This is a genomic window from Nitratireductor aestuarii (assembly GCF_014641695.1).
Classification (GTDB): domain Bacteria; phylum Pseudomonadota; class Alphaproteobacteria; order Rhizobiales; family Rhizobiaceae; genus Chelativorans; species Chelativorans aestuarii.
Map to the genome: position 1 here is coordinate 1 of NZ_BMIF01000006.1, position 23657 is coordinate 23657.

At 61.2% G+C, this 23657-nt stretch carries 23 protein-coding genes, 1 pseudogene and 2 riboswitches; of the genes and pseudogenes, 9 read left to right on the forward strand and 15 right to left on the reverse strand.

Going from position 1 to position 23657, the window contains the following annotated elements:
• Window positions 1-27 precede the first annotated feature (27 nt).
• From coxB to IEX27_RS10720, 4 genes and pseudogenes are all read right to left on the reverse strand, one after another.
• Window positions 28-1119, reverse strand: a complete 1092-nt coding sequence (gene coxB / locus IEX27_RS10705) for a cytochrome c oxidase subunit II (protein WP_188721055.1) — start codon at window positions 1117-1119, stop codon at window positions 28-30.
• Entirely contained in the window at window positions 1116-1646 is a 531-nt protein-coding gene (locus IEX27_RS10710; protein WP_188721278.1) for a c-type cytochrome, read from the reverse strand. The genes coxB and IEX27_RS10710 overlap by 4 nt, the downstream gene beginning before the upstream one ends.
• Before the next feature lie 2 nt (window positions 1647-1648).
• On the reverse strand, window positions 1649-2497 hold the full coding sequence (locus IEX27_RS10715) for a substrate-binding domain-containing protein (RefSeq protein WP_188721056.1): 849 nt from the start codon (window positions 2495-2497) through the stop codon (window positions 1649-1651).
• A pseudogene (locus IEX27_RS10720) lies at window positions 2478-4195 on the reverse strand (methanol/ethanol family PQQ-dependent dehydrogenase). Before IEX27_RS10720 ends, IEX27_RS10715 begins: the two are co-directional and overlap by 20 nt.
• A gap of 336 nt (window positions 4196-4531) precedes the next feature.
• Between IEX27_RS10720 and IEX27_RS10725 the strand changes: the two are divergent.
• Both IEX27_RS10725 and IEX27_RS21370 read left to right on the forward strand, forming a co-directional pair.
• Entirely contained in the window at window positions 4532-4717 is a 186-nt protein-coding gene (locus tag IEX27_RS10725) for a hypothetical protein (protein ID WP_188721057.1), read from the forward strand.
• 2 nt (window positions 4718-4719) lie between these two features.
• Window positions 4720-4914: a hypothetical protein gene (locus IEX27_RS21370; protein WP_244630339.1), complete on the forward strand. Its 195-nt coding sequence runs from the start codon at window positions 4720-4722 to the stop codon at window positions 4912-4914.
• Window positions 4915-5086: 172 nt separating this feature from the next.
• On the opposite strand, the gene IEX27_RS10730 is transcribed toward IEX27_RS21370, so the two are convergent.
• The 9 genes from IEX27_RS10730 to IEX27_RS10770 all read right to left on the reverse strand — a co-directional run bounded on the left by IEX27_RS10730 (window position 5087) and on the right by IEX27_RS10770 (window position 15790).
• A complete protein-coding gene (locus IEX27_RS10730; RefSeq protein ID WP_188721058.1) occupies window positions 5087-6349 on the reverse strand; it encodes a benzoate/H(+) symporter BenE family transporter in 1263 nt (420 codons plus the stop codon).
• Between the two features lie 91 nt (window positions 6350-6440).
• A complete protein-coding gene (locus tag IEX27_RS10735; protein WP_188721059.1) occupies window positions 6441-7247 on the reverse strand; it encodes an enoyl-CoA hydratase/isomerase family protein in 807 nt (268 codons plus the stop codon).
• Between the two features lie 38 nt (window positions 7248-7285).
• A complete protein-coding gene (locus tag IEX27_RS10740; RefSeq protein WP_188721060.1) occupies window positions 7286-8803 on the reverse strand; it encodes an AMP-binding protein in 1518 nt (505 codons plus the stop codon).
• Window positions 8796-9308, reverse strand: a complete 513-nt coding sequence (locus IEX27_RS10745; protein WP_188721061.1) for a (2Fe-2S)-binding protein — start codon at window positions 9306-9308, stop codon at window positions 8796-8798. The genes IEX27_RS10740 and IEX27_RS10745 overlap by 8 nt, the downstream gene beginning before the upstream one ends.
• Window positions 9296-10123 carry an FAD binding domain-containing protein gene (locus tag IEX27_RS10750; RefSeq protein WP_188721062.1) on the reverse strand — a complete coding sequence of 276 codons (828 nt, stop codon included), beginning with the start codon at window positions 10121-10123 and terminating at the stop codon, window positions 9296-9298. The genes IEX27_RS10745 and IEX27_RS10750 overlap by 13 nt, the downstream gene beginning before the upstream one ends.
• Entirely contained in the window at window positions 10120-13089 is a 2970-nt protein-coding gene (locus tag IEX27_RS10755; protein WP_188721063.1) for a xanthine dehydrogenase family protein molybdopterin-binding subunit, read from the reverse strand. The genes IEX27_RS10750 and IEX27_RS10755 overlap by 4 nt, the downstream gene beginning before the upstream one ends.
• A gap of 89 nt (window positions 13090-13178) precedes the next feature.
• The gene (locus IEX27_RS10760; protein WP_188721280.1) at window positions 13179-14045 is read right to left on the reverse strand and encodes a helix-turn-helix transcriptional regulator; all 867 of its coding nucleotides are present in this window, start codon (window positions 14043-14045) and stop codon (window positions 13179-13181) included.
• A gap of 51 nt (window positions 14046-14096) precedes the next feature.
• Window positions 14097-15032, reverse strand: coding sequence for an ABC transporter substrate-binding protein (locus IEX27_RS10765; RefSeq protein ID WP_188721281.1), 936 nt, complete (start codon window positions 15030-15032; stop codon window positions 14097-14099).
• A 14-nt stretch (window positions 15033-15046) separates the two neighbouring features.
• Window positions 15047-15790: an ABC transporter permease gene (locus IEX27_RS10770; RefSeq protein WP_188721064.1), complete on the reverse strand. Its 744-nt coding sequence runs from the start codon at window positions 15788-15790 to the stop codon at window positions 15047-15049.
• 121 nt (window positions 15791-15911) lie between these two features.
• Window positions 15912-16014: riboswitch (TPP riboswitch) on the reverse strand.
• Between the two features lie 171 nt (window positions 16015-16185).
• A riboswitch (TPP riboswitch) is annotated at window positions 16186-16287 on the forward strand.
• A 65-nt stretch (window positions 16288-16352) separates the two neighbouring features.
• Between IEX27_RS10770 and thiD the strand changes: the two genes are divergently transcribed.
• The 7 genes from thiD to blaOXA all read left to right on the forward strand — a co-directional run bounded on the left by thiD (window position 16353) and on the right by blaOXA (window position 21605).
• Window positions 16353-17165 carry a bifunctional hydroxymethylpyrimidine kinase/phosphomethylpyrimidine kinase gene (thiD, locus tag IEX27_RS10775; protein WP_188721065.1) on the forward strand — a complete coding sequence of 271 codons (813 nt, stop codon included), beginning with the start codon at window positions 16353-16355 and terminating at the stop codon, window positions 17163-17165.
• On the forward strand, window positions 17162-18166 hold the full coding sequence (thiO, locus tag IEX27_RS10780; protein WP_188721066.1) for a glycine oxidase ThiO: 1005 nt from the start codon (window positions 17162-17164) through the stop codon (window positions 18164-18166). The genes thiD and thiO overlap by 4 nt, the downstream gene beginning before the upstream one ends.
• Window positions 18135-18332, forward strand: a complete 198-nt coding sequence (gene thiS / locus IEX27_RS10785) for a sulfur carrier protein ThiS (protein WP_188721067.1) — start codon at window positions 18135-18137, stop codon at window positions 18330-18332. Before thiO ends, thiS begins: the two co-directional genes overlap by 32 nt.
• Window positions 18333-18334: 2 nt before the next feature.
• A complete protein-coding gene (locus IEX27_RS10790) occupies window positions 18335-19099 on the forward strand; it encodes a thiazole synthase (protein ID WP_188721068.1) in 765 nt (254 codons plus the stop codon).
• Complete coding sequence (locus IEX27_RS10795) at window positions 19096-19692, forward strand: thiamine phosphate synthase (RefSeq protein WP_188721069.1); 597 nt, start codon at window positions 19096-19098, stop codon at window positions 19690-19692. Before IEX27_RS10790 ends, IEX27_RS10795 begins: the two co-directional genes overlap by 4 nt.
• Window positions 19689-20642, forward strand: coding sequence for a HesA/MoeB/ThiF family protein (locus IEX27_RS10800; RefSeq protein WP_188721070.1), 954 nt, complete (start codon window positions 19689-19691; stop codon window positions 20640-20642). Before IEX27_RS10795 ends, IEX27_RS10800 begins: the two co-directional genes overlap by 4 nt.
• A gap of 150 nt (window positions 20643-20792) precedes the next feature.
• Window positions 20793-21605 carry a class D beta-lactamase gene (gene blaOXA, locus IEX27_RS10805; protein WP_244630323.1) on the forward strand — a complete coding sequence of 271 codons (813 nt, stop codon included), beginning with the start codon at window positions 20793-20795 and terminating at the stop codon, window positions 21603-21605.
• A 243-nt stretch (window positions 21606-21848) separates the two neighbouring features.
• Here blaOXA and IEX27_RS10810 read toward each other — a convergent pair whose 3' ends face one another.
• The gene (locus IEX27_RS10810; protein WP_188721071.1) at window positions 21849-22121 is read right to left on the reverse strand and encodes a helix-turn-helix transcriptional regulator; all 273 of its coding nucleotides are present in this window, start codon (window positions 22119-22121) and stop codon (window positions 21849-21851) included.
• A 17-nt stretch (window positions 22122-22138) separates the two neighbouring features.
• Window positions 22139-23461, reverse strand: a complete 1323-nt coding sequence (locus tag IEX27_RS10815) for a type II toxin-antitoxin system HipA family toxin (RefSeq protein ID WP_188721072.1) — start codon at window positions 23459-23461, stop codon at window positions 22139-22141.
• Between the last annotated feature and the right edge of the window lie 196 nt (window positions 23462-23657).

Here is a 23657-nt window from a genome sequence, read left to right on the forward strand (position 1 = left end):
TCCGAATGGGTTGTGAACACTCACATTCTAGAGAAAATTTGACTGGCCATGGCACCTCGAGCGGTGCGCGCCTGCAGAGAAAAGGCTGCGCGCACCGCTGTTGCAGCCGTCTCTGCTAATCCCTTCCATAGGTGCTATGGCATTGAGCTCATCGCCGGTGAGATTCATCGTTGGCATTCTGGTGCCGGGCTTGATGCTCTGCGGGTCGGCAATCCACGCGGCGAGATTTCCGCGGCTCATGGAGAGCGTTCCGGCTGCCAAAGTTTTCCGGCTGGCGACATGGGTAAGGTCAGGTCCGGCGTTTGAAGCGGCTACGGTTCCCTGAACCTTGTGGCACATCACGCAGGGCCGGTTCAGAAAGAGATCGCGACCCTGACGCGCCAATTCCGAACTGGGTTCGGCGGCATTCTGGAGCTGAGCTTCATACCACGCATCGAACTCCACACGCGGCTGAGCAATCACCAAAACGCCCATATGCGCATGCTGGGCCCCACAATATTCGGCGCACTGTCCCCGATATGTGCCGTTTCTATCCGCCTGCAGGGTCAGCGTATTGACGACACCCGGCACCAGATCGAGCTTGCCGTGGAGAGCTGGCACCCAGAACGAGTGGATGACATCCTGCGACTTGAGGACGAGCCTGACCGGTTCTCCACTCGGAATGTGGATTTCGTTGGCAGTCGTCACGATCCTGCTCGGTTCGCTGTTCTCGTAGCGCACCGCCCACCACCACTGATAACCAGTCACCTCGATGGTGAGCTCGGCATCCGCGCCAATGCCAGCCAGGGTGCGATTGGCGAAGAAGCTGAGAACTGTGAGGCAGACGAGGACGAGGCCGGTGGCAACAACCGCCATCAGGACGGCCCGGCTGGCAGCATGTTCAGATTGAACATCCGTCTCGAGGGGATCTGCAGCTTGCCGCCGACGCCGCACCAATGCCACCGCTAGCACGCCCATCACCATGAGCCATATGACTGTGCAGAGTGCGGTGAAGCTCCAGATCAGGCGGGCGAGCTCCTCCCCGGCTGGCCCGTGGGGATCAAGCGCCGACTGCACGCCGCTGCAGCCGGTGAGAAATCCTGCGCAGGATGTGAGCCCAACTCGCGCCAGCACTTTCATGGCGAGCGCCCCAGCGTTGTCGCATCGGGCAGCCGGTTTTCTGATGGATGCGGCATCAGATCGTCATTTCGACCGGGGGCTGCCGCTTTCGAACTCTTGCCTGCAAGCGAGCGCACGTAGGCCGCGAGCTCCCAGATCTGATCGTCGGGTACACGGCCACCGAAGGCGGGCATGCCGTTCGGCCGTCCATCGCGGATGGTTGCATGGATGTTCTCGATGGAACTGCCATAAATCCACTTGTCGTCCATGAGGGCTGGCCCCATGCCGCCTCCGCCCCTGGAATGACAGCCCGAACAGTTGAACCAGTCGAATAGGCGCTTTCCTTCGCTCATGTGGAATGCGTTGTCGGCGAACCGGGCTGCCTTGGCATCCGTGTCGACCGGTCGTTCGCCTCCAGGTGCCAAGCTCGTTACCGGAACCGCCTGGTCGCCCGCACCCTTCACCGGGTCCGGACGCGTGTCACGCTCCTCCCTCTGGCAACCCGTCAGAAGGATCGCCACGCCAGCAAGCAGCGCGAGCGTTCGCATCTTCATCTTGCGCCTGCCGTTTCAGCCCCGTCGATCCGGGGCACGCCATATTCTGCGAGGATGGCCTCAATCTCGGTGCGGTGCTGCCGCAACGCCTGGTTGACCGCATTCCGCAATTCGCGATCTTCGTGACGCACGCCCATGGAGATGTCGAAAATCATCGGATTGAAGGGAAGATCGACCATCGGCAAGACTGGCTTCAGCTTCAGCCCAACCCTCTGGCGGGCGGCGAAATATCCGGCAACCGGACCCCATGCGATGGCAACATCGACATCTCCCTTCGCGACGGCATCGATGATGGGCGAGGACGGATCCGGCCTCGAATAATCACCGTAGACGGGAAAGCCCTGCAGGTTGCCGACGACGCCCCTGCGTGCAAGCGATTGTACGGGCGGCGCATTCGCGCCGTCGTCGCCAATTAACTGCACGCCTATTCTCAAGGTGCGCAGGCGCGGATCATCGAGGGACCTGATGTCAGGACCGTCCTCGCGCGTGATGAAGACATAGGTTGAGCGATAGTAGGGAGACGTTGGTCGAAGCATATCGACCGCCATGGGTATCCCCGGCACAAGATCGCAGAGACCGGCCTTCAGCGTATTGCGAATGAACCCGCGCCGCTGCGCCCACCAGACATAGGTGACGGTCGCATCCAGTTCACGTGCGACGATGTCGACGATCCGGTTTTCAAACCCCCCTCGGCTTTCATTCGAAAACGGCAGGTTGTTGGGGTCAGCGCAGACGCGAAGCTGGCGTTGCGGCGCGGCACTCGCACCGGCTCCCATGAGGATCAGGAGCAGTGCGACGACCCGCAGGGCGGTGCTCAACGCTCGCTCAGGGAAGCTTGAACACATAGAGTGTACCTCCCGGTGCGGTGACGTCCTTCAGGTCGGCCATGACACCGGCAAAGCCGAGTGCAGCAGTGCGGTCGCGCGGATCTAGGTCGCCGGAAACGACGGCTCCCGCCCATCCCCCGACGCCTGAAAGTATGGCGATGTACTCATGGCCGTCCGGGCCACGATAGGCGACTGGCTGGCCGATGATCCCCGACGACGTCTTGAACTGCCAGAGCAGGTCGCCGGTCCTTGCGCTCACCGCCTTGAACCAGCCTTCCATCGTGCCATAGAACACCACGTCGCCGGCCGTTGCCAGCGCCCCGCTCCAGACCGGAAAATTCTCCTTGATCTTCCAGGCCGGCCGCTCATTGGCTATGTCCCAGGCGGTGAACTCGCCGCGGTGGCCGCCCGGGCCAGGGATCATCCGAACTTCCATGCCGACATAGGGCGTACCGGCAATGTAGTTCACGTCCACCCCCTGCTCATCCATGCAGAGGTTGGCGTGCGGAATGTAGAGGAGCCCGGTGCGCGGAGAGAACGCTGAAGGCTCCCAGTCCTTCACACCAGAGGCTGTCGGGCAGATGTTGCGCACCAGCTTGCCGGTGCGTGGCGCCTTCTCCTCGTTCACGATCAGGCGGCCATTTTTCAGATCAACGCCCTTGCTTGAATTGACGGCGCCGAAGGGCTCTGCGGAAAGGACTTCCCCGGTTGTTCGATCCAGTATGTAGATGTAGCCATTGCGCTCGGGACGGACGAGCACCTTGCGAGGCTTACCCTTCCAGTCCATGTCGAGCAGGATCTGTTCGTTGATCCCGTCGTAGTCATGCATGTCATGGGGCGTCCATTGGTAGAACCAATGGGCCGCTCCCGTATCCGGATCGCGCGCGAAGATACCCGCAGTCCATTTGTTGTCGCCCGGCCTCAGATCAGGGTTCCAGGGACCAGGATTGCCGGTTCCGTGATAGATCAGGTCAAGGTCCGGATCGTAGGAAATCCAGCCCCACATGTTCCCGCCGCCGATCTGCCAGGCATTGGGCGGCCAGGTGGAAACGCCGAGATCCTCCCCCTTGTCGCTGTCGTAGAACGGCTTGAATTCGGACCCGATGAGCACGTCCTTGTCCGGTCCCGTGCTGAAGGCGGTCCAGACCACATGGCCGTCCTTCGCATCAAGCGCCTTGACCCAGCCGCGCACGCCCAGTTCGCCACCGGAATTGCCCACCAGCACCTTGTCCTTCACCACCAGCGGCGCCATGGTGATGGTCTCGCCGATGTTGATGTTGCCGACCTTGTTGTTCCAGACGGCTGCGCCAGTCTCTGCATCAACCGCGATCGTATGGCCATCGAGGGTATTGAAGAAGATCCGCCCATCCGAGAAGGCTGCACCGCGATTGACGACATCGCAGCAGGCGACACCCTGCGACGTCGGTTCAGGATTGGGCCGAAACGCCCATTTCAGCGGTGCACCAGGCTTCGTGAGATCGAGGGCATAGAGGATGTTCGGATAGGGCGTGACGATATACATCGTGTTTTCGACAACGAGAGGTGCTGCTTCATGGCCCTTGTTGACGCCGGTTGAGAACGTGAACGCCACCCGGAGGTCCTTGACGTTCTCCTCGTTGATCTCGTCCAGTTCGCTGAAGCGGGTGGACGCATAGTTCTTGGCTGGCATGGTCATTGGCCGTCATCGGCCGGCGCAGCAGAGATCGGAGGCGTGATGCGGGGGGATGAATTCTGGGCAGAAGCATCCGCAGTCAAACCCAGGCAAAATGCTACTGTCGCCACGAACGCAATTCGCGTCCCACTGGGAAGAATTGCGCCCCGCGTCCTCAGCCATTGTGTTGCCGAGGGAACTCCCGCGAAATCAGACAAGATTTTCATCGCCATCGCCTAAGAGCAGCTTCATTAAAGCTCCCGACAGACTGCTTTGTTCCATTCCAGCAGACGGCAACTCACGGCTCAGCTCAGCAAGCTGACCGCAATGGAAGGCCCCTGGTTCTTCGGAACATCATGACGCCAACGCGATTGGGCTTGTGACAGACAAGGAGAACCGAGATGTCCAGCAAGATGCCTCCCGTTCCGCCCCAGAACAGAAGTCCCAAAGGCCCAGGAGATCACAAGTCCGCCAGTGCTGACGATACGCAGCACGGCACACATGGCGCGCCGGATCCCGATCGTCAGGGACAGCAGGGCAACTCAAAGGTGAACACCACCCATCAGGGATACCAGCAGGATCGTTGATCATGTCCACATCCAAAAAGCATCCGAACACAATCAGACAGGGCGGTCCCGGCGCTTCACACGAAAATGCCAAAGAGCCGTTGGAGATCAACAAGCCGCCGGCAGACAGGACTGATCAACGGGAAACCAGCAACCGCTCAAGTGGAGGCGGAGAGAAGGACAAGCGCCACTCACACAATCCCACCTTGAAGGATTGAAGCTCATCTATGCCGGCGGCAACGTCTCATTCGATAGCAGCACAATCGTCGTGAAAGCAGACACGTGCTTCCCGGCACCGGTGTCCTACGACAATAAGGTTCCGCCCCAGCCCAACCAAAGGCTGGGAATGGGGCGGCTTGGGCATGCTTGTCTGTCAAACATGGCCCGCAATCAAGCGGGCTGTTTCTCCTCAAACTTCTCCGTATCGACCAGGGCCGAGATGAGCACGCCGGCGACCAAGGACCAGAAAGGCGCACTAATGCCGAGGAGCGTGACGTTGGACATGGCGACGGCAAGTGCGACGAATGCACCGGTCTGATTGCCTAGCGACTTGCCGAAGGCGTTCTGGCAGGCCGACAGCAGCACGCCGATCATGGCAAGGCCGGAGACCGAGGCGATAAGTGCGGAGGGCAGGCTCAGCACGATCGGAACGGCGGCTCCCGCTATGAGGCCGAAGAAGGCGAATAGCACGCCGTTGACGACCGTCGCAGCATAACGGCCGTCCTTGTTTTCACCAGCTTGATCCGATGAGCATATGGCAGTCATTGGGCCGGCAACATTGGCGTTGTGGCCGCCAAGGGCACCGGCCGCAATGCCGCCAAAGCCGGAGATGATGGTCATTGCATTAACCGGAGGTCGATAGCCTTCCGCCAAAAGCACGCCGGTCGCCTGCGCGTTTTCAGCGCCGATCACCAACAGCGCAAGCGGAACCGCGATTGCAAAGAATGCATCAATGGAAAACGCCGGCATCGTGAACTCAGGCGCGGCAAACGCGATGTTGGCCGCACCACCCCCGACTGCCCCGGTCGCAAATGCTACGATCAAGCTGGCGACCAGGGCTGCCAGCACCGGGGGGATCGTCCGGCTTACCCGCATGGAGACGAAAAAGGCGAGGATCGCAGCGCCGGCGATAAGCGGCGCGGTGTTGAGTGCCGTCACGGTGCCCGTTGCAAAACGGATCATGGCGCCAGCGATCATCGCCATGACGATGGGCATTGGCAGCCACCGCATGACCCTCCCAATAAGACCGGTGACGCCGAGCACCAGAACCAGTACACCCGCCAGGATGAAGGCGCCGACCGCCTCGCTGAACGGGATCGTCGCAAGCGAGCCGGCAATGAGGGCCGCACCGGGGATCGAGTAAGCCCCATTGATCGGCTGCTTGTAATAGAGCGCCAGCAACAGGCTGATCAGGCCACCCAGCACGTAGATCGAAAACAGCCAGGCAACGGTCTGGCCATTGGTCAGATGGCCGGCCTCGGCCGCGCCGATGACGATCAGGGCTGGCCCGGAGCAGCCGAAGATAGTGGCCACCACTCCAGTGCTGGCCGTCTTGATACCGAGATGCTTCGGCAGGTCGCGCAGGCCCGACGCAAAGCCGGGTCCACGTTCAATCAGGCGCTTTTCAGAGTAGGTCTGTTCTATCGTGTTCATTCTCAATCCTCCCGGAGCGGATACGAGGCCGCTCCCTCCTCTTGGAACATGAACCGGGCTCACGCCCGGCCCCGATTGAGCTTCTCGTCGATCAGCGTCCGACGAAGTTCGGCGCGCGCTTTTCGTGAAAGGCCAGCACGCCTTCGCGGAAATCTTCCGAGGTCCGGAGACGGCTGTAGCAATGGCCCTCGACCTCGATGGCCGTCGTGAGCAGAGCGTCGTCCGTTTCGTTCAGGAGCTTTTTCGCCGTCCGCTGGGCCAGCGGCGAGAAGCGGATCAGTTCCTCGACGAGCGCATCGACAGCCGTCTCCAGCTCGGCATCCGCTACGATTTCGGACGCGATGCCCCAGTCATAGGCTTCCTGGCCCGTGATCCACTTGGAGCGCATCACGATGTTCTTGGTGCGGGTGACCCCGACCATCTTCTGCAGGCGGGCGGAGCCGCCCGAGCCCGGGATCTGGCCGAGCTTCTGTTCGGGCAGAGCGTAGCGCGTGGTATTGGTCGCAATGCGGAAATCGCAGGCAAGCGACAGTTCGAAGCCAACGCCGAAGCAGTAACCGCGATTGGCCGCAATGACCGGCTTGGAGCAGCGGGCTGGTGATGCGATGTTCCAGGCGAGCTTCGAAACGTGCTCCGGGCTGGCCTCAAGGAAGCCCTTGATGTTGCCACCCGACGAGAAATGCTTACCCGTGCCGGTGACGACGATGATGCGCACACGGTCGTCCTCATCGAGGGCCTCGAAGACAAGGCGCAGCTGGTCACGGGCGAGCATTGACACGACGTTGTATGGCGGATTGTCGAGCGTGATGTCGGCACGCTGACGTGCCGGGTCGATCGTGACCTTGAAGCCGTCGAGTTCGGCCAGGCGTGGGTCCTGGAATGTGGCGTTGTCAGCCATGGATTGTCCTTTCATGGGTTTGTCGGTGTTCCAACCGCTCACTGATGTTCGGGAGTGCGTTCCTCGGTGTACTCACCGGCCACCAGAAGGCGGCGCAGCAGTTTTCCGACGGGAGATTTCGGGATCTCTTCGACGAAGACGAAGCGGCGGGGACGGCGGAAGTTGGCGAGGCCGGAATCGCGACAATGGCGGTCGAGATCCTCGGCAGTGACGGATCCGCGCCGCTTCACGAAGGCGACGACGATCTTGCCCCAACGCTCATCTGGAAGGCCAACGACAGCGACCTCTGCGACGCCCTCGTGCAGTGACAGGCAGCTTTCCACCTCGACTGGCGAAACATTCTCGCCGCCGGTGATGATCATGTCGTCGGCTCGCCCGGTGACGAAGAGATCACCGTCCCTGTCGACAAAGCCAGTGTCGCCGGTGAAGTACCAGCCGTTATGAATTGATTTGGCATCTGCGTCAGGTCGCTTCCAATAACCCTCGAATGCCTCATCGCTCTTCATCAGCGCGATGATCTCGCCTTCCTCACCGATGGCCGCCAGCTCATCCGGGTTGCGACTGCCGAGCTTGACGACGCGGATTGTCTGGTTGATGCCCGCCCGGCCGGCAGAACCCGGCTTCGAGGCGGCCTTCTGCTCGATCGTGAAAGTGTAGATTTCCGACGAGCCATAATGGTTGACGAAGAGCTCGGGCCGGAAGGTCTGGTCCAGACGATGCAGCAGCCCGTCGGTCATCGAGGCGCCGGCATAGCCAAGCTTGGTAACGGAGGCGACGCGTTCTGCCGCAAACCTCTCGTGATGTAGGAGGTCGTGGTAGAGCGTTGGCACCAGATAAAGATTGGTGATCTTCTCCTGCTCAATCAGGTCAAGCGCCCTTGCCGCATCGAAGCGCGGCAGGCAGATGAAGGCACCACCGATGAGCGAGGAGGCGATCAGCGAACGAACGCCCATCGTATGGTAGAGCGGCATGACGCCCAACGTGCGTTCGCCATGCCGGTAGAGGTTCTGCGCGACATGGGCGACAGCGCCGGCCCGTTCGGCCCGATGCCGGCGGGGCACCCCCTTTGGCTTTGAGGTGGTTCCGGACGTGTAGAGCATCAGCGACCAGTCGGCAGCGTCGGCGGCAGGCGTCGCTTCGGGAGCGCAGCCTTCCATGAAATCGGCAAGCGCGTGAGCGGAGAATTGCGGCAGATTTTGCGCCCGCCGCGACTGGCGCACGGCCTCCTGCGACGAGACTTCATAGAACACGGCCCTGGCGCCTGAATCCTCGAGGGCAAAGTCGATTTCGTCCGCCTTCGCGCGCCAGTTGAGCGGCGTAACGATCAGGCCGAGAAACTGGCAGGCCCAGTGCAGGGACGCATTCTCCCACCGGTTCTGCATTACCGTGAGCACATGGTCACCGTGCTTCAGGCCGATCGTGCCGAGAGCTGCGGCAAGTGCCGAGACCTTGCCATACCATTGGCGATAGCTGAGCCGGATGTCGCCATCGACGATGGCGAGCGCATCCGGGTCGCGCTCGACACTCGCGATGAAGCTCGTTCCAAGATCAAGCATTCGTTTTCTCCTCCTTCCGTAGTTCGTCCGCTGCGGCGAGTGCCGCCTCGATGATGCTCGCGTAGCCGGTGCACCGGCAGAGATGGCCGGAGAGATGCTCCCGGATCTCGTCCCGGTCCGCGTCGGGCGTCTCGCGCAACAGGGTGTCGAGCGACATCAGGATGCCGGGCGTGCAGAAGCCGCATTGCAGGCCGTGATGGCGACGAAAGGCCGCCTGAAGCGGGGAAAGCTCGGCCGGATTAGGTGACAACGCTTCCACCGTCCGCACGTCACTGCCACGCACCTGCTGGGCAAGCGTCAGGCACGCGCGAGCCGGCCTTCCGTCGATCTGAACGGTACAGGCCCCGCAGACCCCGTGCTCGCAGCCGACATGCGTGCCGGTGAGCCCAATCTCGTGACGAAGCAGGTCCGAGAGCAGCATCCGATTTTCAACCTCGACGCTGACCGCCCTGCCATTCAGGGTGAAGTTTACCGGGTGCCTCCGGGTGGCATTCATGCGCGGCATCGGCTTGCCTCCTTGAGAGTCTCACGGCCAAGGCTGCGGACCAGGTCGCGCCGGTAGCGGGCGCTCGCGTGAAAGTCGTCGCGGGCATTGAGCGACCAGGCGATATCGTTGATGGCGTCGTCGAACTGGCTGTCATCGAGAGGCGGCAGCGAGAAGACGCGCGGCCGGTCATCGACGCCTGCTATGCCAAGCCGCAAACCCCTCTCGTCAGCGACGGCGGCACAGGCGACGATGGCGAAATCCCCATGCCGTCGGCCGACCTCACGGAAGGCATAGCCGCTGCCGGGTCGCGCCCTCGGAAAATGAACGGCTTCGATCATTTCACCCTCGGCGAGGTCTGTGGCCATCATGCCGATAAAGAAGTCGTCCGCCTTGACCCTGCGCTTCTGCTTGTGGCCGCGCAGGCTTACCCAGCCACCGAGCGTGACCAGAGAGAGCGGCAGTTCCGCACTCGGATCAGCGTGCGCGATGGAGCCGCAGACCGTGCCGCGAGACCGCGTCTGCACATGTCCGATCCAGGGGAAGACGGCGGCCAGTAGCGGCAGATCCCGCCCAAGGCTTGTCCAGGTTTCCAACTCGGCCTGTCGCACGCCCGCGCCGACGCTGATCTCGTCGCCAGAAGTCTCGATCCGGCGCAGAGCCTCAAGCCGCATGATGTCCACAAGCAGGGCGGGACGGGCAAGCCGCATGTTGAGCATCGGGACCAGCGACTGTCCGCCCGCGATCACACGCGCTTCAGGGCCGCCTTGGCTGAGCGCAGCGAGCGCCTCCTCCAGCGTGTCAGGACAGAGAAAGTCGAAGGATGCAGGTTTCATCCGCGCCTCCTGAAGGGTGCCATAAGCCGCTGGATCAGGCCATTGGCCAGGCTGGGCGCCCCGCCAGCGTGGCGGGCAAGCGCCTGGAAGAACTGACCGATCACCACGCGGGCCGCGCCGTCCAAAAGACGCCCTCCGACCGAGGCGACCTTGCCGCCGATTGCCGCCTCATAGCGATAGTCGATCCGGGTGCCGTTTGTGGTCTCGGTCAGGGTGACGCGGCCCGTGCCGCGGCCGGAGCCAAGCGCTCCCTCGGTGCCACCCGCTAGCGTCACAGCCTCGGGTTCGACCATGTCGCTGAGGCGGATGTCGGCACGGTAGCGACCCTTGACCGGGCCTATGCCAAGCGTGACCTCGGCGCGGAAATGCGTGTCGGAAACCTTCCGGACCTCGTGCGCCCCTGGAATGATTGCCTTGAGAGTGTTCGGGTCCAGCAACATCGCCCAGACGGCTTCGCGCGTGGCGGAAACCTCCGCCGAGCCGGAACCGGTCAGCATCCGCTCGCCGGAAGCGCCGGTGGCAGCCGGTTTCGCGTCCAGCGGTTTCGAGGGCGGGCGTTCTTCGCCATGGCGCCACCCAGTGATCCGGCTCGGCGACAGCGGCAATTGGACGTCTTCGATGCCGAGGGCATCAGCGACGGCATTGGCGATGCAGACCGGAGTCGACATGCAATTGCCCTCGCCCACCCCCTTGGCGCCGAGCGGCGTGAAGGGCGACGGCGTCTCATGATGAAGGACCAGCGGCTCCGGCGTCTCCATGACGGTCGGGATCAGGTAGTCTGCGAGCGTGCCGGTCAGGAAGCTGCCGTCGCCGCCATAGGCATATTCCTCGTAGAGCGCCGCGCCGACCGCCTGGGCGAACCCGCCGCGCACCTGACCCTCGACCATGCCAGGGTGCAGGATGCGACCGCAGTCATGCATCGTCACATAGTGGTCGATCCGCACCTGCCCTGTCGTTCGGTCGATCTCGACGCCGCAGATGTCGAAGATGAAGCCATGGCAAAGCGACGAATTGATCCCGTCCGTTGCCGTCGGCGCCTCCAGTTGCTCCGGCGTCCAGAAAACCGTCTCGTGGATTGTCTGGTCCGTTCCATCTGGCAGGGTGCCAGGCGCCCAATGGCTTGACGCAGCCACACGTGCGAAGGAAAGGGCATTGTCCGGGTTGTTGCGGTCAAGGACTTTGCCGTCCCTGAAGTCCACGTTTTCTGACGTGATATTGAGCTGCGTGGCAGCGATTGCGGCGAGACGTTCCCTGATGCGACCTGCGGCGAGCGACGCTGCGCCGGCGACCGCAGCGGCAAACCGGCTTGCGTAATTGCCAGAAGCGATAGACCAGGCATCGCGCGACGTGTCGAGTTCGGTATTGACGCGCACCGCCTCCATGGAGAGGCCCAGCCGCTCGGCAACTACCTGCGCCAGCACGGTGCGATGGCCCTGCCCCTGCGGCACCGATGCGACCTTTACGGTGACGGACCCAAGTGGATCGATGGCTATTGTCGCAACCGACTGCGCGCCGTTTTTTGGCCCCGCCTTCTTGCGCTCATCCGGCGAAAGAACTGTCGTGATGTAGCCCATGTTGGAGACGCTGGGCTCCACCACGGCCGCAAAGCCGATGCCGTACAAGCGGCCTTCGGCGCGCGCAATGGCCCTGCGCTGCCGCAGAGTCTCGAGACCACCTTCCGCACAGGCGCGATCGATTGCCGTCTGGTAATCGCCTGAATCCAGCAGACCACCGGTTGCTGTGCGATAGGGGAAGGCATCGCCCGGCACCAGGTTGCGGCGGATGACGTCGAGCGGGTCGAGGCGGAGTTCGTCAGCGATTTTATGAACGAGGCGCTCCAGCGCAAAATAGATCTGCGGACCGCCGAAGCCACGGTTAAGGCCGGTCGGCGTCTTGTTGGTAAGCACGACGCGATTGCGGATGGCGACGTTGCGGATCGCATAGGCGCCGGTCATGTTGCCGTGCATGCGATAGAGGGTCGCCGGTTCCGGAGCCCGCAGGTGAGCACCGCAATCTTCCAGCTGGTCCCAGTTCAGCGCGGTGATCTGCCCTTCGGGTGTGACGGCTGCTTCCAGCGTCGTCACACGGTTGGTCGCGGAGACTGATGCGGTCAGGTGCTCAAGGCGATCCTCGATCCATTTGACCGGCCGGCCAGCGACGCGGGCAGCGACCGCAGCAAGGATAACATAGGGGAACACGCCCTGCTTGATGCCGAAGGAGCCCCCGGAATCGGGGGGCGTACGCAGCCGCATGCGATTGCCGGGAACATTCAGGGCTCGGGCAATCACGGCATGGATCGAGAACGGCCCCTGAAAATTCGCCGTCACATCATAGGCGTCTTCGGCCGGATCGTATTCTGCGATCACGCCGTAGGTTTCGATCGGCGTACAGGAGTTGCGCGGATAGGCAATTCGAATGGAGATCCGGTGAGCTGCCGTCGCAAAGGCGGCCTCCGGATCACCGTAGCCAAAGCTGCGCTCGTTGATGAGGTTAGTGCCGAGAGAGGGATGCAGAACCGGTGCATCGGCGGCAAGTGCCTTTTCAGGGTCTACAACGGCGGTCAGAGTCTCATACTCGACCTCGATCAGGTCGAGCGCATCCTCGGCAACATAGCGATTTTCGGCGACGACGAGGGCAACCGGTTCACCGACATAGCGGACCCGGTCGCGAGCGATCGGCCAGCATTCAACATTGGCCTTGACCCCTACCGTCATGCTGCGGGTGAGCCGCGCGACATCCTCCCCGGTCAGCACGGCGAAGACACCGGGAAGAGCAAGGGCGGCAGCCGTTGAGATCGCACGAACTTCCGCGTGGGCATGCGGCGAGCGCAGGATTGCCAGATGCGCAGTATCACGTCGGACCGGCAGGTCGTCGATGTAGCGGCCGCGGCCGGTCAGAAGTCCAGCGTCCTCGATACGTTCCACAGGTCGGCCAATCAGGCCGCCTGCCGCTCCCAAACTCTTCATTCGCTCCTCACGCTCCCGTTGGTGTCGGGGTGCCGTAGGGAAAAATGAAGAAAGCGGTGCAGACGGGCGATACCGCTGCGTATCAGACCTTACCGAGGAGTCTCATAATCGCTCGCCGAGAGGCGGCTGACGGTTCGGAAGATGCTTGGCGAGGAGCCGGCATGGTCATGGAAGAAGCGCGAGAAGTGGGCTGGTACGGAAAAGCCGAGACGGTCGCCGATTGCCGCGAAGCTCTCCGTACCGTCGGCTACGGCGGTAACCGCCTGTTCCAGCCGCTGAACGTTGAGGAAGACCCGCGGCGTCACGCCCAATGAACTCTCGAACAGACGGAAGAAGTGCGCCCGCGACAGACCGATGTCGCTTGCCAGAAGATTGAAATCATCAATTTCCCCTGGTGCCGCCTTTATGCGGTCGACGGCCTTGCGGATGCGGAAGTCGACGAGAGGACGCGATGCAAGATCGCGGATCGAATTTGGCACCGCTCGCCAGTCGGCGAAGCGCTCTATCACGGCAACCATGAGTTCGCCGAGCAGCACCTCGTGCATCTGGGTGCTGTTCGGCTCATTCACCAAGGCCTCTGCCAAAATGCGGACGCGCGAGCGAATATCGGGCGTGATCGAGCCGACATTCGTGGTGAAGAAGTCTGGAGCGTGGCTTGCAGCCCAGTTCGGTCGAAAATCGCCGAGCCATCGCGGCTCTATATAGAGCGCAAGGATGATCGTTTGCGGCCGTGACGGGTCGTGCGCATAGGCGTGTGACTCCCACGCATTGATCAGCACGGCGCTCTCATCGGTGAGCGGCACAATCCGGTCACGCACGGAAAACTGCGTGTCTGCGCCCTCAACTTTCAAGAGGACGTGGCAATGCGGGTGTGCGTGGCGCACCAGGGGCCGGTCCATGTCCAGCAGCGCCACTCTACCGAAGCGGCCACGGGCAATTCGAAGGGCATTCGACATTGCCTGATTATTAGACATTTTGCACAAACTGCAAGCGGGAGGATGGAAGAGCTACCGAAGCACCACCGCCAGACTGTCCACGGCAGGTGCTGCCTCGATCAGGCCTTGCTCGGCCATGAACGCACCAAATCTTTGATAACGCGCCTGATCCAGTGCGAAAGGACGCTTTGCGAACCTGGGCAGCGTATCGCGCCAGGCCTGCCGGTTCAGCTCGTCATCCAGATCAGGATAGGCTCCGATGAAAAGCTTCCAGCTTTCCTCCGGATGGTTGGTGAGATAGATTGCGCCTTGCTCGACACCTTCAAGGAAGCGCTTGAGGCGATCGTCTTCAACCAGTTCCGGACGCGTCACGAAGATCAGCTCGTCATAGATCGGCACGCCATGCTCCTCAGGAAAGAAGGCGCGGCCCTCATGTCCGGCGAGCCGCATCTGCGTCAGCTCGAAGTTCCGGAAGCCTCCGATGGTGGCATCGACCCGACCGCTGATGAGCGACGGGGAGAGCGCGAAATTGACGTTGATCAGCTCGACGCTGTTCTTGTCTACACCGGCATTCTCCAGCATCCGGCCGAGCATCGCGTCCTCGAAGCCGGAGACCGAAAAACCGATGCGCTTGCCTTCCAGATCCCTGACGCTTGAAATCGGACCATCGGCCAGGACCGTCAGCGTGTTCAGCGGCGTCTCGATGAGAGTACCGAAGCGCACGAGCGGCACACCGGCAGCGTGATCCAGATAGAGGTTCGGTTGATAGTGGATGCCGATCTCTGCCTGTCCGGAGGCGACAGCGCGAGGCACGATCGAAGGGTCGGTCGGCGGTATGAACTCCACCTCCAGGCCGGCCTTTTCGAAGAAACCAAGTTGCTGCGCGACAATGAGGGGCGCGTGGTCGGGATTGACGAACCACTCCAGCAGTACGGTAAGCTTGTCCTGCGCCAAGGCATTGCCGGTGATCGCTACACTCATCAGGATGGAAAGTATTGTGCCACGTATCATGGTTTTTCCGTTCATGGTCTTGAAGGTGAAAATTCGTTTGTTGTCGACCAGGGAGTGAGCTGCGGCCCGATCCAGTCGATGGCGCGGCGCAAGGCCAATGTGAGAAGAACGATGATTGCCATCGCCGCGAAAACCGTGTCAGTCTGCATGCGCGCGTTGGCCTGAACCATGATGAAGCCGAGGCCCGCTGACGCGCCGACCCATTCCCCAATGACCGCGCCCAGTGGGGCGAGCGGCGCGGCAACCCTCAGACCCGAAACGAGCGACGGAATGGCGAGCGGTATGCTGATGTGGGCCAGCATCTGCCAATGCGTGGCCTCGGTTATCGCCACGGCATCAACGATTTCCTGAGGTATGCGGCGCAGTCCGTCGGCGAAGGCGGACGCCACAGGAAAGAAGATGATCAGCGTCGTCATCACGATCTTGGAGGTCGCGCCAAAACCGAACCACAATACCAGGATCGGTGCGATCACGAAAACGGGAAATGCCTGCAGTACAAGTACGACTGGCCAGATAAACCTTCCCCACCGGGGTACTGCGGCTATGCTGAGGGCAGTCAGAATACCGAGGATCGTTCCAGCCAGCAGCCCCGCAGCTATTTCTTCCAGTGTTACCCATGCATGGCGCAGGAAATAGTCCGGTTGACGCTGGATTGCGGCAAGCACGTCCAGTGGAGAAGGCACTATATAGCGCGGCGGATTGAGCAGCCAGATCAGCGACTGCCACAAAGAAATCAGAAACACTAGAATGCGCATGGAAGCAGGCTAGCTGCTGCGCCGACTAAGTATAAGATAGTTTGAAAACCGCAAGTACATGTCGATCCCCCTGAAGTTCATCATGGAGATCCAGGTTGAGCGAAGAAGAATAAGGATGCCGAGATGGCCCTTGTTCCGTTCCTACGCCGGTATGACCCGGATCAGGTTCAAGGGTCCGGCTCACCGCCGTCTCAGCACCGTTCGGTGCACCCCTCGGAATTTCCAGCCACTATAACGGCGAAGTTCTTCCGGTCAAGCCGAATACTGACACTGTCGAAGATTTGCGAGTGATTGTATAGGCCGGGGACACACGAGGATAGTCCAGGAGATGTTTCATGCCCCGGCTGGATAATCCCTCTTGCTTTCCTGATCTGTTTTGACCTACCCTTTCGCTTACACATCCTTTGGGGTGCCCTTCGGGGCTGAGAGGTGCATTGCACTAACCCATTGAACCTGATCCGGGTCATGCCGGCGGAGGGAAGGGAATTGTGTGACAGTCATCGTCAGATTTCTGTTCTGTCCCCTTCCCCATGCATGACCTTATCGAGCGTGGGAGGGAGCCGTGCGAGCTATCGCACTAACGATTGCGGGTTCTGACAGTAGCGGGGGAGCCGGTATACAGGCCGATCTCAAGAGCTTCTCGGCACTTGGCGTTTACGGGGCATCAGTAATCACCGCGATCACGGCGCAGAACACACGAGGGGTCGAGGCTATCGAGCCGGTCTCTCCGGCCATGATTGCCGCGCAGATCGACGCGGTTTTCAGTGATCTGAACGTCGCCGCCGTCAAGATCGGAATGGTGGGCGGCGTAGATGCAATCGTGACGGTAGCGTCGAGGTTGCGTCGCCATTTGGCGGAACGTCCGGTGCCCGTGGTGCTGGATCCGGTAATGGTCGCCAAGTCGGGGGATGTGCTCCTCCCCCATGAAGCTATTGCCGCGCTGTGGGAGCAATTGCTGCCGCTGACGACCCTTCTCACGCCCAATCTGCCGGAGGCAGGTGCGCTTCTCGAATGCGAGCCTGCTGACAGTGATGCCGAGGTCCTGCAACAGGGTCGCGCACTGCTCGATCTTGGTCCCGCAAATGTCTTGATGAAGGGTGGCCATGCACACGGGGAAACTTGCACGGACCTCTTGCTGGGCGAGGGTGAGGCCGCATTTTCCGCACCCCGCATCCACACGAAGAATACCCACGGTACCGGCTGCTCACTCTCGTCGGCTATCGCTGCCGGGCTTGCCGAAGGGCTAACCGTGCTGGAGGCGACGCGCGCGGCGCATGCCTGGCTTCACAATGCCATTCTGGCGGCCGACACTCTCAGCATCGGCTCTGGGCATGGGCCGGTGCATCATTTCCATGCCATGTGGAGTAATCCATGAAGGGGTCGGTCACCATCCTTGGCGCCGGCATCATGGGTCTTTCCATTGCCGCTGAACTCACCCAACGCGGGGTCACCTGCTCCATACATGATCCGGAAGGCGGGCCTGGCCCGCACGGATGCAGCTGGTGGGCGGGCGGAATGCTCGCGCCCTTCTGCGAGGCGGAGAGTGCCGAGGATACCGTTATCCGTTTGGGTATCGAGGCGGCTGAATGGTGGGAGCACATGGGTGCGGAGGTCCATCACACCGGCACGCTCGTACTTGCCTTGGCGCGCGATCACGCGGAACTCGACCGTTTTGCCCGCCTGACGCGCAACCACGAGCAGCTGGATGGCTGTGCCATCGCAGAGCTTGAGCCTGAACTGGAACAGCGGTTCCATCGCGGACTGTTCTATCGAGATGAAGCCCATCTCACGCCCCGTCAGGCCTTGCAGGCATTAGCGGCGAAGCTTCACGAGAAGTGCATCTCAATCCGCAGAGAAGCTCCTTCCGAAGTGACACCAGGCCTGATCGTCGACGCACGCGGGCTTGCAGCGCGCGACGCATTGCCGGACCTGCGCGGCGTTCGCGGCGAGATGCTGGTGGTCCGCTGTCCGGAAGTGCGGCTCAACCGGACCATCCGCCTGCTACATCCAAGAATTCCGCTCTACGTGGTCCCGCGTGGCGATGGCGTCTACATGTTGGGGGCCACGATGCTGGAATCGGGGGCGAAAACGCGGGTCACGGCGAGGGCGGCAATCGAACTGCTCTCGGCCGCCTATGCTCTGCACCCAGCCTTTGCCGAGGCCGAGATCCTTGAGCTGGGCGCAGATGCCCGGCCCGCCTTTCCCGACAACCTGCCCCGCCTGCGACGTCGAGGCGGAACGCTTTTCGCAAACGGTCTCTATCGTCACGGCTATCTTCTTGCCCCCGCCGTGGCGCGGATGGCCGCCGATCATATCACCACAGGCGAAATACCGGAGTTGATGGATGAACATAATCCTGAATGGCGAACAGCGTGAGATAAGCGGCACGACGGTGGCTGATGTGCTTGCAGAAATCGGACTGGAGAAAGCCCGCGTCGCCACTGCGCTGAATGGCGGATTCCTGCCTGCAGCCCTGCGGCGCGAAACAAGACTTGCGGCGGGAGACACATTGGAAGTCCTGTCCGCCATGCAGGGAGGTTAGGAATGCCCATCTTCTACGGGAAACAGATCGACAGCGCCCTGATGCTGGGCACGGCGCAATATCCATCGCCCAAGATCATGGCGGAAGCCTTCCAGGCCTCCGGCGCGGGTATCGCCACGGTGTCGCTGCGTCGCGAGCGTGGGGATGGCCAGAGCTTCCACGCCCTTGTCCGCGATCTCGGCGTGATCATGCTGCCCAACACTGCCGGTTGCCATTCGGTCAAGGAGGCTGTCACGACAGCCCACATGGCGCGGGAAGTCTTTGATACGCCATGGATCAAGCTGGAAGTAATCCGGGATCACGACACCCTCCAACCGGATGTGGTAGCGCTGATCGAGGCGGCACGGATCCTCTCCGACGATGGCTTTCAGGTCTTCCCCTATTGCACAGAAGATCTGTCCATCTGTGGGCGCCTGCTGGATGCTGGCTGTGAGGTGCTGATGCCCTGGGGGGCGCCGATCGGTTCCGGCCGGGGCTTGAACAACCCTTACGGGCTGCGTTCATTGCGGGCACATTTTCCCGATGTGCCTCTCGTGGTTGACGCAGGCATCGGCCTGCCTTCGCACGCTGCACAGGCGATGGAGCTTGGGTATGATGCGGTGCTCCTGAACACCGCCGTCGCAAAGGCTGGTGACCCTGTCGCCATGGCGCGCGCAATGGCCTTGGCGATCGAGGCCGGGCGGCTTGCGCATGGAGCGGGTCCCATCGAACGGCGCGACATGGCCGCCCCTTCAACCCCCCTCATCGGCATGGCAGTTCTCCAATGACGCTCCCGAAATTCTACGCCATCTTCGACCATCCGGACTGGCTCGAGCGGCTGCTGCCGGAGGGCATCAAGCTGGTTCAGATACGCATCAAGGATACGCCTGCCGACAAGCTGCGCGACCTCTTGAAACGCTCGCGCGATCTTTGCGCGGCCCACGGAGCTCAGTTGATTGTCAATGACTATTGGCAGCTCGCCATAGAGCTCGGATGTGACTTCATCCACCTCGGGCAGGAGGATCTGGACACGGCCGATATTCCCGCCATCCGCCGGGCGGGGATACGACTTGGTATCTCGACGCACGACCATCCCGAGCTTGGTCGGGCGCTTTCCCATGATCCTGACTACATCGCGCTCGGTCCTGTCTGGCCTACCATCCTGAAAAAAATGAAATGGGAGCAGCAGAGACTGGACCGGGTCACCGAATGGAAGCGTCTGATCGGGGATATTCCGCTCGTGGCGATCGGCGGCTTGACGCCGGAACGCGCAGAGCAAGCCTTTGCCGCGGGCGCAGACGTAGCATCTGCGGTCACCGACATCACCCTTAACCCCAATCCCGAAGCACGAGTACGCGAATGGCTGGAGGTCGCACCATGAACCGCTATGCTCGACAGACGATCCTGCCGGAAGTGGGTGGTTCAGGACAGGAGCGATTGCAGGCAGCAAGGGTGCTGGTCATAGGCGCCGGTGCTCTTGGCGTGCCTGTTCTGCAATATCTCGTGGGGGCCGGCGTCGGCCACATCACCCTGGTCGATCCGGATGTGATCGAGGTGTCGAACCTGCACCGCCAGCCCCTATACACAGAAAGCCAGGCCGGTCAGCCGAAGGCTCGGGCAGCGCAGCAGGCGATGCAGCGGTTGAACAGTACAGTTGAAGTCACACCAGTGATGGAATGGCTCACGCCGACCAATGCGCCTTCTCTGGTCGCCGGAGCTGATATCGTGCTGGATTGCGCAGACAGCTATGCGGTGAGCTATACGCTTTCCGACACGTGTTTCGCCACGCGCAAGCCGCTGATTTCGGCGTCCGCTCTCGCTCTTGAGGGCTATGTGGGTGGCTATTGCGGCGGCGCGCCAAGCCTGCGCGCGATCTTCCCCGATCCCACCGATGCCGGAGCAACCTGCGCCACCGCCGGTGTGCTTGGCCCAATTGTCGGGATGCTCGGCTGTCTTCAGGCGCGCATGGCGCTCGGCGTTCTGCTGGGCATCGATCCATCGCCGCTCGGCCTGCTGATCCGAATGGATTCCGCGATGCGCTTTTCACAGTTCCGTTTCGACAAGGCTCCCGAAGAACCAGGCCCCTGCTTCATATCCCTGAGAGACGTGCGTCCGGGCGATCTGGTGGTCGACCTGCGCCCAAGCGAAGAGGCCCCGACGCTCGCCACCCCTGATGCCCTGCGCATGCCTGACTATGGTTCAACCGGCCCGTTACCCGATACCGGGGGGCGCGTTGTGATCGCCTGTCGCTCCGGTCTGCGAGCCTGGCGGGCGGCCAACCTTCTTGCTCAGCGATGGCGAGGAGACGTTGCGTTATTGGCGCTGAATTGATGAGTAAGCAGGAACACTTGAGCTGCTTTGAGCCGACGCTCGCATTCGACACATTCTGGGAATCCACGTCGCTTTGCGCGCATTAACCGAATTGAAGGAGCTGGACGGCAAGGCTCGTGGACAAGAAATCCTGATCTTCGGAGACTGCCCGTGAAACTCTCCGCTTTCGCTGCCGCCCTCGCCTTGTCCCTTTTTGGGTTTCGGACAGCCCAGGCAAAGACGCTCTGCACGGTCATAGCTGATGCCGTCACGGGTGACGTCCTGACCGAGGAGGGTGACTGTCGGACCCGTGTCACGCCCGCTTCGACATTCAAGATCGCTCTCAGCGTGATGGGCTATGACTCCGGTTTTCTGATAGACCCCAACACCCCTTCCCTGCCCTTCCGCCGAGGGTATGCCGATTGGGGCGGCGAGAACTGGAGACAGCAGACCACTCCGCAGCGATGGATGAAATACTCCGTGGTCTGGTTTTCCCAACAGATTGCGGCCAACCTGGGCGTGACGCAGTTGCAGAATTACGCGCAAGCTTTCGGCTATGGCAATGCGGACTTCACAGGCGATCCGGGCAAGAACAACGCCCTTGAGCGGGCCTGGATCAGTTCCTCGCTCAAAATCGCGCCCGTGGAGCAGGTGGCGTTCCTGCGCAACCTCCTGACCGGTAAGCTGCCGGTGCGACCAGAGGCGATCAAAATGACCTTGAGCATCGTTGAGAGGTCGCAAACGCCAGGCGGTTGGGTTGTTTCCGGGAAAACCGGGTCAGCCTATCCACGCTTGGCAGATGGCTCTTTTGATCGCGCGAAAGGCTGGGGATGGTTTGTGGGGTGGGCTCAGCGCGGTAAGAGGACCCTGGTCTTTGCTCGGCTCGCCCAGGATGAACAGCGCGAAAGGGTTTCGGGCGGCCTTCGAGCCAAGGACGCACTTCTGGACCAGTGGGACGAACTTCTGGAGAAGCTTTCCGACTAGCGAATAACGATCAGCGCCCGAAAGCCCTGCCCTCCTGACCATCTGGACCGCGTCCGTTCCCGCCACGAACCAACAGGCTGCGGCCCAACGGTAACCGACGAAGCACCCCCACGACACTGTTCTGTCCGTTTTAGTGGGCCTCGCAAATCAACGTAACGCACTGGAAGGTTTGTCGCGTTTCTGCTCGTCAGCCGCCGCGGATCCGGCTTGTACTGTTGTCTGTGTTGTCTGCGTTACGCAGAGCTATTTGGGCACAAAACCAACGCGGAATCCGAATAATCTGCCTATCTTTTCCAATGTTTCGAGCGTTGGGTTTGCAGTGCCGGTCTCAATTTCCGCAACTTGTCGCCTGGTAAGCGACAGCATCTTTGCGAACTCCTCCTGCGTCATGCCGATGCCTTTGCGGATTTCCGCCACAGCATCGGGCAGCCGCAAGTCCCCCGTTCGAGCACGTGCTGCGAGCGCTCGCCGATTTTCCAGAACCTCCTCTTTCGTTGGTTTCTTCCATCGCGCCATCTAGCGGTCCTTCGTCATCAGTGGCACTCCGCCAGAACGCTGTCTGCTATCTCAATGCAGCGCCCCATTGCACGCTCGAGAATTTCCGGGGCTGCAGCCATATCTCTGGCGATCGCCGGACCCTGGCGCAGATTTTCTGCAAATGCAGACAGCATAGCCGCAAGGTCTCTTTTTTCAGCGGGGTCGGGCATCAGTTCGGTGCAAATCCGCAACCAATCCGGAAGATGATCACGACCTCTGTCACGCATCATGGCCCAGCGGGTGGACCGAATAATTCCCTCCTTGGCGAGCCGCATTGGTGCGAAATCAAAGAGCGGAGACAGGCGGATTGTGCCGTCCTGGTGTTTGCTGAGGGCAGCGTTCCGGCCATGATTGTCGGGATTGCCAAGCGCGAGGTTTGCTATGTCGCGCTTCAGGTATTCGACGATGTCCGAGAACGGATCGGCAGAATATTGGCGGAGAACATCGATATAGGCTTCATGCGTGCCGACATGGCCGAAATTGGCAACGCCGATTGCAGACACAAGGCTTTCTTGACCCAACCTGATGGTTCCGCCGCCTTCTTTCTTCTTCCGGTCAAACCGCGGGATGATCAGAACGCCTTCGGCGTAGGTGGGAGGTTCGCTGACATCGAGGCCGATCTCTTGAGCGATCCGCGAATACAGGGCTTCTCCCTGGAGGATCAGGCTATCCACCGGGTCGTTGCTGCGGACCAACTTGACGATGACGTGGCGTACGGCTTCATCATCGGTCACCAAGGTGTCGGGATAATAGAGGCCGTCATCTGCCTGGGTCATCGAGACCTTCGGCCACTCGCCCTGCAGGCCGCTTGAGCCGGAGGCGAGCATTCCAAAACGATCGGCGACTTCCAGGAAACGATCCGACCGCTCGAGAATTTCCGCTTCCGTCACCCCTTGACGCTCAACGCCGCGCAGGCGTTCAATTTCCGCCTCAGCGGCTTCCTTGATGCGGATGTTGCCTATGCCGCCCGTTGCCGATCGCAGGAGCAGAGGGAGATCCGAGGCGCGCGAGCTTTCGGCAAGGCTGAGATGCTCCGCAAGCTTCCGCCTCGCATGTCCCTGCGGCATGAGATCCAACAGGAAAGGCGGCCAACTGCGGCTGTAGCGATTTTCGAGATCGATGGGGAAATTGACGGACAAGGCGCGATGATCACGGTCCGGTCTTCCAGCAGAAAACTCAGCCGATGCCACGGTGACGAAATAATCGAGATTATAATCGACGATGGACACGCCCTGGAAGCCGGCAGCGTCGTCCTCGATTTCCAGTGTCGCGGCGTCATGCCAGGCGCCATCAAAATGGGTTTGAAGCGTCACGCGCATTATTAGACCCTTTTAGTGGATCAAATAACGTATTTTTAGCAAAAAAACAACCCATTGAAATGGAATCGAAAGGCTCAGAAACGCACCAGGTACCAAAGGGGTTATGGAAGCTCTTGGGCCTGCAGCCATCTTCCAGCTTGTCCAAGCCGTATCGCCGCTGGTTGAGTCAAACGGCTCCAGAATTGCCTTCAACGCC

Bases quoted from the DNA above. Each gene is read 5' to 3' on its own strand.
- IEX27_RS10810 (WP_188721071.1), bottom strand. From the start codon at position 22,121: ATGGCGCGATGGAAGAAACCAACGAAAGAGGAGGTTCTGGAAAATCGG.
- IEX27_RS10770 (WP_188721064.1), bottom strand. From the start codon at position 15,790: ATGCGCATTCTAGTGTTTCTGATTTCTTTGTGGCAGTCGCTGATCTGG.
- IEX27_RS10750 (WP_188721062.1), bottom strand. From the start codon at position 10,123: ATGAAACCTGCATCCTTCGACTTTCTCTGTCCTGACACGCTGGAGGAG.
- IEX27_RS10800 (WP_188721070.1), top strand. From the start codon at position 19,689: ATGAACCGCTATGCTCGACAGACGATCCTGCCGGAAGTGGGTGGTTCA.
- IEX27_RS10795 (WP_188721069.1), top strand. From the start codon at position 19,096: ATGACGCTCCCGAAATTCTACGCCATCTTCGACCATCCGGACTGGCTC.
- IEX27_RS10745 (WP_188721061.1), bottom strand. From the start codon at position 9,308: ATGCCGCGCATGAATGCCACCCGGAGGCACCCGGTAAACTTCACCCTG.
- IEX27_RS10790 (WP_188721068.1), top strand. From the start codon at position 18,335: ATGCCCATCTTCTACGGGAAACAGATCGACAGCGCCCTGATGCTGGGC.
- IEX27_RS10755 (WP_188721063.1), bottom strand. From the start codon at position 13,089: ATGAAGAGTTTGGGAGCGGCAGGCGGCCTGATTGGCCGACCTGTGGAA.
- coxB (WP_188721055.1), bottom strand. From the start codon at position 1,119: ATGAAAGTGCTGGCGCGAGTTGGGCTCACATCCTGCGCAGGATTTCTC.
- IEX27_RS10815 (WP_188721072.1), bottom strand. From the start codon at position 23,461: ATGCGCGTGACGCTTCAAACCCATTTTGATGGCGCCTGGCATGACGCC.
- thiS (WP_188721067.1), top strand. From the start codon at position 18,135: ATGAACATAATCCTGAATGGCGAACAGCGTGAGATAAGCGGCACGACG.
- IEX27_RS21370 (WP_244630339.1), top strand. From the start codon at position 4,720: ATGTCCACATCCAAAAAGCATCCGAACACAATCAGACAGGGCGGTCCC.
- thiO (WP_188721066.1), top strand. From the start codon at position 17,162: ATGAAGGGGTCGGTCACCATCCTTGGCGCCGGCATCATGGGTCTTTCC.
- IEX27_RS10715 (WP_188721056.1), bottom strand. From the start codon at position 2,497: ATGTGTTCAAGCTTCCCTGAGCGAGCGTTGAGCACCGCCCTGCGGGTC.
- IEX27_RS10740 (WP_188721060.1), bottom strand. From the start codon at position 8,803: ATGCTTGATCTTGGAACGAGCTTCATCGCGAGTGTCGAGCGCGACCCG.
- IEX27_RS10760 (WP_188721280.1), bottom strand. From the start codon at position 14,045: ATGTCGAATGCCCTTCGAATTGCCCGTGGCCGCTTCGGTAGAGTGGCG.
- IEX27_RS10730 (WP_188721058.1), bottom strand. From the start codon at position 6,349: ATGAACACGATAGAACAGACCTACTCTGAAAAGCGCCTGATTGAACGT.
- IEX27_RS10735 (WP_188721059.1), bottom strand. From the start codon at position 7,247: ATGGCTGACAACGCCACATTCCAGGACCCACGCCTGGCCGAACTCGAC.
- IEX27_RS10710 (WP_188721278.1), bottom strand. From the start codon at position 1,646: ATGCGAACGCTCGCGCTGCTTGCTGGCGTGGCGATCCTTCTGACGGGT.
- IEX27_RS10725 (WP_188721057.1), top strand. From the start codon at position 4,532: ATGTCCAGCAAGATGCCTCCCGTTCCGCCCCAGAACAGAAGTCCCAAA.